Here is an 11,696-nt window from a genome sequence, read left to right as displayed (position 1 = left end):
CCGTTGCGCATCGGCGCAGGCTTGCCGGTCTCGCCGTGCAGGCGACTGTGAGACTGGGAACGCGCAGCGCCCCGGGAGTTCCGGGCCGGTTCATCCGGCGGGGCAGTCGACCCCGCTGCCGCGCGAGAACACCACCAGGTGCGTGAAGTCGAGGCGCAGGCGCACGTGTTCGCCGATCACGAAGTTGTCGTGACTGGGGGCCATGCACAGGACGCTGATCCCGTCCGGCATGCGCAGGGTGTACAGGAAGTCCGCCCCGCGAAAGGCCTTGTCGATGACCTCGGTCTGGAGCGTGCCGGCCTCGTTGTCGATCGCGATGTCATCGGGGCGGACCAGTACATCCACCGCGGTGCCGGGGGGCAGTGACTCCGACAGGGTGCCCTCGATCTGCCCGAAGGTGGTATCGACCACGTGCTCGGCACAGACCATGCCCGGAATCAGCGTGCCCTCGCCGACAAAGTCGGCGACAAAGCGGTCGGCCGGGCGGTGATAGAGGTTGTAGGCGGTATCCCACTGAGCCACGCGGCCCTGGTGGATTACGGCGATGCGATCGGCGAAGGCGAAGGCCTCGTGCTGGTCGTGAGTTACCAGGATGGCGGTGGTTTTCTCGGCGCGCAGGATGCGGCGTACCTCGCGTGCCAGTTCGCCGCGCAGTTCCACGTCCATGCTGGAGAACGGTTCGTCCAGCAACAGCAGTTTGGGCCGCGGGGCCAGTGCCCGGGCGAGGGCAATGCGTTGCTGCTGACCGCCCGACAGGGCGTGTGGATAGGCGGCACCGTAGCCGGAGAGGTCCACCAGCTTGAGCAGGTCGTGGATGCGCGCATCGCGGTCCTTGCGGCTCCAGTCGCGAATGCCGAAGGCGATATTGTCGGCCACGCTCAGATGCGGGAACAGCGCGAAGTCCTGGAACACCATGCCCACGCCGCGCCGCTCCGGGGGTGTGGTGTGGCGGGCATCGGAGACGGTTCGGCCATCGAGCTGAATGCGGCCCTGCATCAGCGGCTCGAAGCCGGCGATGGCGCGCAGCAGCGTGGTCTTGCCGCAGCCGGATGGCCCCAGCAGGCAGCCGATCTGGCCCTTTGCGAGGCCCAGAGACACCTGATGGATCACGGCCTGGCCGTCATAGCCGATATCGACCTGGTCGAGGACGATGAGCGGCGTGTGGGGCACCTGCAGGGTGGCTTCGCTGGGCTGGGTCATGGCGTATTGGTTGTGCCTGCGGGCATGGCGAGGGGTTTGGCTGGCGGTTCCGGATCCGTGCTGCGGTGCTGGTCCTGATGGCCGGGACGCGAGCGACCGATGGTCAGCGACAGCAGGATAACGGGTACGAGTCCAACCAGCACGATGGCGAGGGCCGCGCTGGACGACTCGGCCAGGCGTTCGTCGCCGGCCAGTTCGAAGGCACGCACCGCGAGGGTGTTGAAGTCGAACGGGCGCAGGATCAGGGTGGCGGGCAGTTCCTTGAGAACATCGACAAACACCAGCAACAGAGCCGTCAGCAGGGTGCCGCGCATGATCGGAAGATGCACCCGGGTCAGCGTCTGCAGCGGGCGCATCCCCAGCGAACGTGCGGCGTCATCCATGCTCGGCTGGATCTTGCCGAGGCCGGCCTCCACCGTTTGCAGCGAGACCGCGAGAAAGCGCACGGCGTAGGCAAACAACAGGGCGAAGACGGTGCCGGACAGCAGCAGGCCGGTCGACAGCCCGAAGGTGCTGCGCATGAAGCTGTCGAGGGCGTTGTCGAAGGCGGCAAACGGGATCATCACGCCAATCGCGATGACGATACCGGGGACTGCGTAGCCCATGCCAGCCACGCGGACCGCGACATGGGTGAAGCGGCCGCCTTCCAGGCGCTTGGCGTAGGCCAGGATCAGGGCAAGGCCGACGGCGATGACCGCCGCGGCGGCGGCCAGCCAGAAGGTATTGAACACCAGACGTGCGAAACGTGCGTTCATCCACTGTTCGGGGGTTTGCAGGGTCCACAGAGCGAGCTGCAGGGCGGGGAGCAGAAAGCCCAGCAGCACCGGCAGCAGGCAGCCGACAAAGGCGGCGGTCGCCTTCCAGCCGCGCAGCTGGTAGCGCGGCAGCGTGGAGTAGCGGCGGCTGGTGTGGTGAAAGCGGGCCTTTGCCCGCGACCAGCGTTCGAGCACGATCAGCACGAACACGAAGGTCAGCAGCACGGTGGCGAGCTGGGCGGCGGCGGCCGGGTCACCCAGGCCGTACCAGGTACGGAAGATGCCGGTGGTGAACGTGCTGACGCCGAAATAGGCGACGGTGCCGTAATCGGCGAGGGTCTCCATCAACGCCAGGGTGAGACCGGCGATGATGGCCGGTCGTGCCAGTGGCAGGGCCACCCGGCGAAAGCCGCCGAAGGGGCCGGCCCCCAGGGTGCGGGAGACCTCCAGCACGCAGACCGATTGCTCCAGAAAGGCAGTACGGCTGAGCAGGTAGACGTAGGGGTACAGCACGAGGATCAGCATGACCATCGCGCCGCCGATGGAACGAATCTCGGGGAACCAGTATTCGCCGTAACCCAGTCCGGTGAGTTCCCGGATCAGCCCCTGCACCGGGCCGCTGAAGTCGAGCATGCCAGTGTAGGTGTAGGCAATGATGTAGGCCGGCATCGCCAGCGGCAGCATGAGCGCCCACTGGAAGATCCTGCGTCCGGGGAATTCGCAGACGCTGACCAGCCAGGCCACCGGAACGCCGATCAGCAGGACGCCGATTCCGACCCCGATCAGCAGCAGCAGAGAGTTGGTTACGTACTCGGCCAGGACGGTCTCGCGCAGGTGCTCCCATACTTCGCCGGCGGGCACGAAGACATGCCCGAAGATGACCAGGATCGGGAGCGCCAGGGTGAGCGCGACCAGAAAGACCACGGCCGACCAGACACGGAAAGGCGGGCGCCAGCGATCCGCGCGGGCGGTTGGTGCAGTCAGGGTGGAGGTCGGCTCGGTCATTAATTGCGAATAATAAAGGTTCTTGTTTCCAGTGCTATCCAGGCTGCGGGTCGAGTGTCGGATGCGTCGGGGAAACAGCACGCCCCCGGAGGTGCCGGGGGCGTGCTGCCGAGGGGGTGCGTTCGGATCGGGTCAGCGCCAGCGCGCGCGGTCCATGATGCGCAAAGCCTCGGCGTTGTGATCGCCCAGACGGTAGAGCTCGATGTCATCCGTCTGAAATTCCCCGAACCCCCGCAGGGTGGTGCTGGCGGGGACGTCGTCGCGGATCGGGTATTCCTGGTTTACCTCGGCGTACCACTCCTGCGCATCGGGGGAGGTCAGGAATTCCAGCAGGCGAATCGCATTGTCGCGATTGCGGGCGTGTGCGGCGACTCCGGCGCCGCTGATGTTCACATGTGTGCCGCGATCGTCCTGGTTGGGCCAGAAGACGCCAATCTGTTCGGCCACCTCGCGATCACGGCCTTCGCTGTTCAGCATCAGGCCCAGGTAGTAGGTGTTGGCGATTGCGACATCGCAGACACCGTCCGCCACTGCGCGGATCTGGTCGCGGTCGCCGCCCTGCGGGGGGCGGGCCATGTTCGCGACGATGCCGTTGGCCCACTCCTCGGCGGCCTCGGCGCCTTCAGTAGCGATCATCGCGGCTATCAGTGACTGGTTGTAGACGTTGCTTGAAGAACGGATGCAGACGCGCCCTTGCCAGGGGGTTTCGGTCAGCGCTTCGTAGGTCGACAGCGCATCCGGGTCGACCCGGTCCGTGTGGTAGAGGATGGGACGGGCACGGGTGGTCAGTCCGAACCACAGGCCTTCGGGGTCGCGGTAACGCTCCGGGATGTTGGCGCGCAGGACATCCGAGTCCACGGATTGCAGGACATCGGCCTCGCGGGCCTGATGCAGGCGGGCGGCGTCGGCGGTGATGAACAGGTCCGCGGGCGAATTGCGACCCTCGTGGCGCAGGCGCTGAAGCAGGTTGTCCGCCGCGCCGGTGACGAGGTTGACGCGAATCCCGGTCTGGTCGGTGAAGTCTTCCAGCAGCGGGCGGATCAGATTCTCCTGGCGTGCGGAGTAGAGGTTGACTTCGTCCTGATCGGCGGGGCTGCAGCCCACCAGGGGCATGCTGACGGCAATGGCGGCGGCGGTGCCGACCAGCCAGGCAAAGGGGCGAAAGCGCATGGGTGAATCCTCGTCGCGGCTGCTGCGGATGGATGCTGTGCGGACGATAACGATTGTCATTTGTGTTCGCATCCGAGTCAAGAGTGCGGGCCGGGGTGGTCTTCGCACGCAACGCTGATACGCTGGGCCTATGGACAAGCCGCTTCCCGATTCACCCGCCACCCTGTCTTCGCCTCTGCAGCAGGAGGTGCGCACGTTGCTCGCCGAGCTGGAACAGAAGCTCGCCTGGCCGGACACCCTCCTGGCGGCAACTCCCGCCCCGCTGGCCTTCAGTCATTACTTGGTGCAGACCGTGCGCCAGCACCCGGAGTATCTGCTGGAGGCGCTGGGCCCGGACAGCCAGGTGGCGGCCTGTGACGATGCCGCGTTTGCCCGTGCACTGGAGGCCCGCTTGCAGCCGGTGGAGGACGATGCCGGTCTGCGGCGGGTCCTGCGAGAAGTGCGTCACCGCGAGCTGATCCGCATTGCCTGGCGCGACCTTGCCGGGCTGGCGGCCCTGGACGAGGTCATGCATGACCTCAGCCGCCTGGCCGAGTCGCTGATCGCCGGTGCCGTGCGCTGGCTGGACAGGCATTTGCAGGCGCGCTATGGCCAGCCGCGTGGGCCGGCCGGCGAGGCGCAATCCCTGGTGGTGCTGGGGCTCGGCAAACTGGGTGGGGGCGAGCTCAACTTCTCCTCGGATATCGACCTGATTTTTGCCTTCGAGGAAGCCGGCGAGACGGACGGCACGCGCGTGATCGAAAATCAGGAATTCTTCCAGCGTCTGGGGCGGCAGCTGATCGCGGTGCTTTCGGACGTGACTGCGGACGGATTCTGCTACCGCGTGGACATGCGTCTGCGTCCGTTCGGGGATTCCGGTCCGCTGGTGATGCACTTTGATGCGATGGAGGACTATTACCAGGCGCACGGGCGCGAATGGGAGCGTTATGCCCTGATCAAGGCGCGGCCGCTGGCCGGGGCCCCGGAAGCCGGGGCTCGGCTGATGCGTCGGCTGCGGCCGTTCATCTACCGTCGCTATCTGGATTACGGCACGCTCGCGAATCTGCGTGATCTGAAGCAGATGATCAACGACGAGTCGGCGCGGCGCGGGCGATTCGAAGACGTGAAACATGGCGAGGGCGGGATTCGTGAAATCGAGTTCATTGCGCAGTCCTTCCAGCTGATTCGGGGCGGGCGGGACCAGGCCCTGCAGCGGCGAGACCTGCTCGGCGTGCTGGCCGTATTGAAGGAACGCGAGCTGATGCCGGATTACGTGGTCGAACAGCTTGAGCGTTCCTATCGCTTTTTGCGCCGGGTGGAAAATCGCCTGCAGATGTTGAACGACCAGCAGACCCATCGTCTGCCCTCCAACGGGGATGATCGCTACCGCCTGGCACTGGCGCTGGGTTTTGCAGACGATGCCGCCTTCGAGATGGCCCTGTTGCGCGAGCAGCGGCGTGTGCATGCGCATTTCGAACAAGTCTTCAGCGCGCCGCAGCGGGCGGACGGCAAGGCCATGGAGGCCTCGCCGGAGACCGAGCGCGAACAGCAACTGAACCGCCTGTGGCAGGGTTCGCTGCAGGACCCGGATGCGCGCAAGGTCCTGCTTTCGATGGGCTTTCAAGATGCTGCCGAGGCGCTGCGTGGCATCGCCGATCTGCGCGAGAGCCCGGGGGTGCGGGCCATGAGCGTTACCGGGCGTCAGCGCCTGGACCGTCTGATGCCGCTGCTGCTTGCTGCGATCGCCGAGATGGAGGCGCCGGATTCCGTGTTGCCGCGCGCCCTGCAGATGGTTCGCACCATCGCGCGCCGCTCGGTGTACCTGTCGCTGCTGGTGGAGAATCCGCTGGCGCTCTCCCAGCTGGTCAAGCTGGTGGCAGCGAGTCCGTGGATCACCGAGCAGTTGACCCGGCACCCGGTGCTGCTGGACGAACTGCTGGACCCGCGGGCGCTGTATGCCCCTCCGGACCGGGCAGGCCTGGGCGAAGAGCTGGAGGCCGAGCTGGCCCAGTTCCCGGAACAGGATCACGAACAGATGCTGGACCGCCTGCGCCAGTTCAAGCAGGTGCAGACGCTGCGGGTGGCGGCAGCCGATATCATGGGGTTCCTGCCGCTGATGAAGGTCTCCGACCACTTGACCTGGCTGGCCGAGGTTCTGCTGGAGCGCGTGCTGCGGCTGGCCTGGGCCAAGATGGTCGAACGCCATGGCGAACCGCGTTGCGGGAGTGTCGAGGGAGGGCGTGGCGCCCGCTTCGCGGTGATCGGCTACGGCAAGCTCGGGGGCTTCGAGCTGGGGTACGGGTCGGACCTGGACGTGGTCTTCCTGCACGACAGCGAGGGTGACGAGGCCCAGACCGCCGGCCCCCGCGTGATCGATAACACCGAGTTTTTCGCCCGGGTCGCGCAGCGCGTGGTGCATCTCCTCGGCGCCTTTACTCCGGCCGGGCGCCTGTACGAGGTGGATACCCGATTGCGTCCGAGTGGTACCGCCGGGCTCCTGGTCAGCGGGCTGCAGGCCTTCCGGCGCTATCAGGACGAATCGGCCTGGACCTGGGAGCACCAGGCGCTGGTGCGGGCCCGCTTCGTGGCCGGCGACGCAGTGCTGGGAGAACGGTTCGATGCCCTGCGCCGCGAGGTGCTGACCCGGGAGCGTGACGCGCAGGCCCTGCGTGCCGAGGTGGTCGAGATGCGCGGCCGGATGCTGGCGGAACATGCCTCCAAAAAGGGGCGGGGCTTCCATCTCAAGCGTGACCGTGGCGGTATCACTGATATTGAATTCATGGTTCAATACTGGGTTTTGGTATCCGCGCACGGCCATCCTGCTGTCTGTGACTGGCCAGACAAGATCCGCACGCTGGAAACCCTGGGACGCGAGGGCGTGATCAGCGAGGACCTGAGCGTGGCCCTCGCGGATGCCTATCGGGACCTGCGCAACCGCATTCATCGTCTGATGCTGGCGGGCCGGGATGCCCGGGTCGAGGAGCCGGACGCCGCGCTGCTGGCGGTGCGCGACCGCATAATCGAAATCTGGAATGACCTGTTCGGTGCGCCGGACGCGGTCGTCAACAAGAACGCCTAGAGGGATACAAGACATGTCGATGGCCGACCGCGACGGGGTGATCTGGCTGGACGGGCAGATGGTGCCCTGGCGCGAGGCGCAGACCCACGTGCTGACCCACACCCTGCATTACGGCATGGGTGTGTTCGAGGGCGTGCGTGCCTACAGGACCGAGCGCGGCCCGGCGATCTTTCGCCTCGAGGACCACACCCGGCGCCTGTTCAACTCGGCCAAGATCCTTGGCATGACGATTCCGTACTCCGCTGACGAGCTGAATGCGGCGCAGGTGGCCTCGGTGCGCGATAACGGTCTGGAGAGCGCCTATCTGCGCCCGATGTGTTTCCTCGGCTCCGAGGGCATGGGCCTGCGTGCGGATAACCTGAATGTGCATGCGATGGTCGCGGCCTGGCACTGGGGCAGCTACCTCGGCGACGAAGGCATGGAAAAGGGCATCCGCATCCGTACCTCGTCCTACAGCCGGCACCACGTGAACGTGACCATGTGCAAGGCGAAGGCCAACGGCAACTACATGAACTCAATGATGGCCCTGCAGGAGGCGACCCGCTGCGGCTATGACGAGGCCATGCTGCTGGACACCGAAGGTTACGTGGCCGAGGGCAGTGGCGAGAACATCTTCCTGGTGTGTGATGGCGTGCTGTTCACCCCGGACCTGACCTCCGCACTGGACGGCATCACCCGGCGCACGGTGATTACCCTGGCCGAGGAGGAAGGCCTGCGCGTAGTGGAGAAGCGGATCACCCGCGACGAGGTCTATATCGCCGACGAGGCCTTCTTTACCGGCACCGCTGCCGAGGTGACCCCGATCCGCGAGGTCGACGATCGTCCCATCGGCTCGGGTACCCGCGGCCCGATCACCGAACGCCTGCAAGCGCGCTACTTCGACGTTGTACAGGGCCGCGACCGTCAGCATGACGGTTGGCTGACCTACCTCTGACACACGAGACACATACCATGGTCAATCCCGATACCGCTCATCATCAGGACCAGTACGAGACCCCGAACGCGCAGTCGGAGATCACGGTCACCCAAAAAGACCTGCCGCTGCACTGCCCGACGCCGAAGATGGCGCTGTGGGCCTCGCACCCGCGCGTCTTCCTGCCGATCGAAGAGACCCCGGATGGCCGCTACCAGTGCCCGTACTGCGGCACGATGTATGTCCTGAAGGACGACTAGAAAGCTGATTGAGCGGCGTCCCCCCCCCCCTGCGGCACAGGGACATGCTGCCGGAACCGACGACAGCAAGGGCCGTTGCTCCCGAAGCAGGCTGTGGATCCTTTGCCCACGCAAGGCAATACCCGACCATGCATCGTCAGTACTTCGTGAACAAGGAACGCGTGCACGGCGGTCATGGCGCCCGGGCCGGGGGCAGAGGCGAAGAGCCGCGGGTGTGTACGGCCAGCGGGCTCCCCCCGGCGGGGTGCCTCTTCCAGTGCATGGGGTACCGCCGCGGTGGTTTCGGTCCGGCGTGCGCATGTTCCAGGGGCATTGTCCTGGTGTGCGTTTCGCCCTGTTTTCGAGGATGGTCATACCGGCATGAGGCGGCGCGGCGATGCAGGACATCCGCACACTGCAGATCATTGGCAGTAAGAAGCTGGGCGGGGCGGAAGGATTTTTCATCCGCCTGCATGAGGCCTTCAATCGTGCCGAGGGCCTTTCTTCCGTCGCAGTCACTCCTCCTTCCAGTGCGCTGAATGCGAGCTTGTCCCCTCCGGTCGAGACCCGTGCCATGCGCAGTGTGTACGACCCCTTTTCCCGCCTGGCCCTAGCGCGGCTTGTTCGGCGTTCGCGGCCGGATATCGTGCAGACCTGGATGGGGCGTGCGACCCGGTCCGTGCGCCTGAGTCCTGCCCGGCTCCCCGTGCATGTGGCGCGGCTTGGCGGGTTTTACGAGCCGGGCCGATACCGCCATGCCCACGCGCTGGTCGGGAACACCCGGGCGATCTGTGATTTTCTGGTCCGGTCGGGTATCCCGGCGTCGCGTATCTCGTGTATCGGGAACTTTGTGACCATGCCGGCTCCGGCCAGCGAGTTTCAGTTGCAGGCGTTGCGGCGCGAGCGGGGTATTCCGGCCGATGCGCTGATCGTGTTTTCTCTCGGTCGGCTGCACGAAAACAAGGGCTTCGACACGTTGATCCGTGCCGTCGAACGTCTCCCGTCCGTCGCGGGGGGGCGGCCGGTGCACCTGTTGCTGGCGGGCGATGGGCCATTGAAGACCGAATTGCAGACCCAGGCCAGAGACTCCGGGGCGGCCAGCCGGATCCATTGGCTGGGCTGGCAACCGAATCCGAGCCCTTACTTTTATCTGGCCGACCTGATGGTGTGTCCGTCGCGGCATGAACCGCTGGGCAATGTCCTGCTGGAGGCCTGGGCGCATCGTTGCCCGGTCGTCTCAACCCGGACCCATGGTGCGCTGGAGCTCATCGAGGACGGGGTGTCGGGCCTGCTGTGCGATATCGACGATCCCGAGCAGATGACCGCGCAAATACAGACCCTCCTGTCGGCGGCGCCTTCCCAGCGGGAGGGGCTGATCGAGCAGGGCCTGCGCACGCTGGATGCGCGCTTTAGCGAACGGGCCATTGTGCAGGCCTACCGGGGCCTGTATCGGCAGCTGTTGGAGAAGTTTCGCTGAATGTGTGGGATAGCCGGGGTGTACACGCCAGGCCGCCCGGTCTCGTTGCCCGGTGTCATGCCGATGTTGCAGGCACTGGCTCACCGAGGCCCCGACGGACAGGGCCACTTCGTCGACCAGGATGTGGCGCTGCTGCATGCGCGGTTGTCCATCATCGATCTGGAACAGGGGCAGCAGCCACTTCTCAGCCAGGACCGCGAGCGCATCCTGGTCGCCAATGGCGAGATCTATAACCACCCGGAGCTGCGAGCGTCCCTGTGCGCCGAGGGGGTGCGGTTTTCCACCCGATCCGATTGTGAGGTGATCCTCCCGCTGGCCGAGCGAGACCCGGGGGGCTTTGCCGCTCACCTGAAGGGGATGTTTGCGCTGGCGTTGTTTGATCAAACGACCCGCTGTCTGACGCTGGTGCGGGATCGGTTTGGTATCAAGCCGCTGTATTACATGGAGGTGCCCGGCGGCATCGCATTTGCCTCGGAGACGAAGGCCCTCCTGCCGCTGTCGGGGGGCGCCCCGGAGGTCGAAGATGCGGCGGTCGGGCGCTTTCTTCAGATCAACTTTGCCAGTGGTGGTCAGACTGCATTCAGAAGGATCAAGCGCGTACCGCCAGGTGGGCGTTTGACCGTCGATGCCCGCGGAAAGATTGCGCTCTCGTCCTGGTGGTGCCTGGCGGATGCGGTTGCTCGTGAGCCCGTTTTTGCCGGGCACCTGACCGACGCGGTCGAGCGCTTCGATCAGTTGATGCAGCGTGCCGTGACCGAGCACTTGCGTGCCGATGTGCCGGTCGGCCTGTTTCTGTCGGGGGGTGTGGATTCCAGCATCCTCGCAATGCAGCTGGCGCGCCAGCCTGCCCCGAACGGCCGGCCGCGAGCCTGGAGTATGGGCTTCGAGAGTCAGTCGGTGCAGGACGAGTCGGTGGCTGCGATGGAGATCGCACAGACCTGCGGCATCGAGCTGGACCTGGTCAGGGCGAACCCGATCGAGCTGTTTGACCATCTGGTGTATGCCACCTGGGCGGCGGACGAGTTGATGGGGGATTTCGCCTCCTTGCCCACGTTGCTCCTGGCGTCCGCAGCGGCGTCGGCGTCACACAAGGTTGTGCTGACAGGCGAGGGCGGGGATGAAGTCTTCGCGGGATACGGGCGTTATCGGATGCCGCGCTTGCAGCGCTGGCTGCATTCGCTGCGTGCCCCCGGAAGTGGTGGGTTTCGCACGCGCGGGCGATTCGACAAGGCATTGCCGGCAGCCTTGCTGAGACCGGACTGGCGGCGCCAGATGCACCAGGGCTGGCGCGCGCCTTTTCAGCAAGAGTGGCGGGAGACACAGGGCCTGGATGACCTGCAAAAGCTACAGCTCACCGATATGCAGACCTGGCTGGCCGACGATCTGCTGACCAAGGCCGACCGGATGTTGATGGCGCAGGGTGTCGAAGGCCGCGTACCGTTCCTGGATCACGAGCTGGTCCTGTTCGGTTTGTCCCTGCCGGCCCCGATCAAGATTCAGGGGCGTATCGGCAAGCAGGTGCCCCGTGCCTGGCTGCAGGCGCAAGCGGGCGTGAATTCGAAGGGTCGCAAGCGGGGGTTCTCGGTGCCCGTCGTGGATTGGGTGCAGTCCCTGGATCGTCAGCAGTTGCTGTTGGCCCTGACCCGTTCAGCGGCCTTGCAGCCGCTACTGGATATGCAGGCCCTGGCGTCCAGTCTGAAAGCCTCAGGGCCGCTCGACAGGCGACTGGTTGAGCCCCTGGCTGCACTGGTGCAGTTCGCGATCTGGTCAAAGCTGTTCATCGAACGCTCGGGCGAAGCGCCGCCCCGGCAGGCGGAACCCCTCGCCTGGCTGCTGGAATGAGAGCCGGCTGGAATGAAACCGGGCCGCGCCCTGCTGG

General features: G+C 65.8%; 8 protein-coding genes. 5 read left to right on the top strand and 3 right to left on the bottom strand.

All coding sequences use genetic code 11. From position 1 onward, the window contains the following. Positions 1–90 precede the first annotated feature (90 nt). The 3 genes from G332_RS0100455 to G332_RS0100445 all read right to left on the bottom strand — a co-directional run bounded on the left by G332_RS0100455 (position 91) and on the right by G332_RS0100445 (position 4,130). The gene (locus G332_RS0100455) at positions 91–1,200 is read right to left on the bottom strand and encodes an ABC transporter ATP-binding protein (protein ID WP_019625024.1); all 1,110 of its coding nucleotides are present in this window, start codon (positions 1,198–1,200) and stop codon (positions 91–93) included. Then, entirely contained in the window at positions 1,197–2,960 is a 1,764-nt protein-coding gene (locus G332_RS0100450) for an iron ABC transporter permease (protein ID WP_019625023.1), read from the bottom strand. The genes G332_RS0100455 and G332_RS0100450 overlap by 4 nt, the downstream gene beginning before the upstream one ends. A gap of 132 nt (positions 2,961–3,092) precedes the next feature. Beyond that, on the bottom strand, positions 3,093–4,130 hold the full coding sequence (locus G332_RS0100445) for a Fe(3+) ABC transporter substrate-binding protein (RefSeq protein ID WP_019625022.1): 1,038 nt from the start codon (positions 4,128–4,130) through the stop codon (positions 3,093–3,095). 130 nt (positions 4,131–4,260) lie between these two features. On the opposite strand from G332_RS0100445, the gene glnE reads away from it, so the two are divergent. The 5 genes from glnE (at position 4,261) to asnB (ending at position 11,659) form a co-directional block, all read left to right on the top strand. Beyond that, complete coding sequence (gene glnE / locus G332_RS0100440) at positions 4,261–7,188, top strand: bifunctional [glutamate--ammonia ligase]-adenylyl-L-tyrosine phosphorylase/[glutamate--ammonia-ligase] adenylyltransferase (protein WP_026340477.1); 2,928 nt, start codon at positions 4,261–4,263, stop codon at positions 7,186–7,188. A gap of 13 nt (positions 7,189–7,201) precedes the next feature. Continuing rightward, positions 7,202–8,122 (top strand): branched-chain amino acid transaminase, encoded by a 921-nt coding sequence (locus tag G332_RS0100435; RefSeq protein ID WP_019625020.1) that lies wholly within the window; start codon positions 7,202–7,204, stop codon positions 8,120–8,122. 17 nt (positions 8,123–8,139) lie between these two features. Next, positions 8,140–8,361: a zinc-finger domain-containing protein gene (locus G332_RS0100430; RefSeq protein ID WP_019625019.1), complete on the top strand. Its 222-nt coding sequence runs from the start codon at positions 8,140–8,142 to the stop codon at positions 8,359–8,361. A gap of 376 nt (positions 8,362–8,737) precedes the next feature. Beyond that, positions 8,738–9,817 carry a glycosyltransferase gene (locus G332_RS0100425; protein ID WP_019625018.1) on the top strand — a complete coding sequence of 360 codons (1,080 nt, stop codon included), beginning with the start codon at positions 8,738–8,740 and terminating at the stop codon, positions 9,815–9,817. After that, on the top strand, positions 9,818–11,659 hold the full coding sequence (asnB, locus tag G332_RS0100420) for an asparagine synthase (glutamine-hydrolyzing) (RefSeq protein WP_026340476.1): 1,842 nt from the start codon (positions 9,818–9,820) through the stop codon (positions 11,657–11,659). Positions 11,660–11,696 lie beyond the last annotated feature (37 nt).

Source organism: Thioalkalivibrio sp. ALJT (assembly GCF_000381825.1).
GTDB lineage: Bacteria > Pseudomonadota > Gammaproteobacteria > Ectothiorhodospirales > Ectothiorhodospiraceae > Thioalkalivibrio.
The sequence above is the reverse complement of the archived record's forward strand: the minus strand, read 5'-3'. Positions and strand labels throughout refer to the sequence as shown.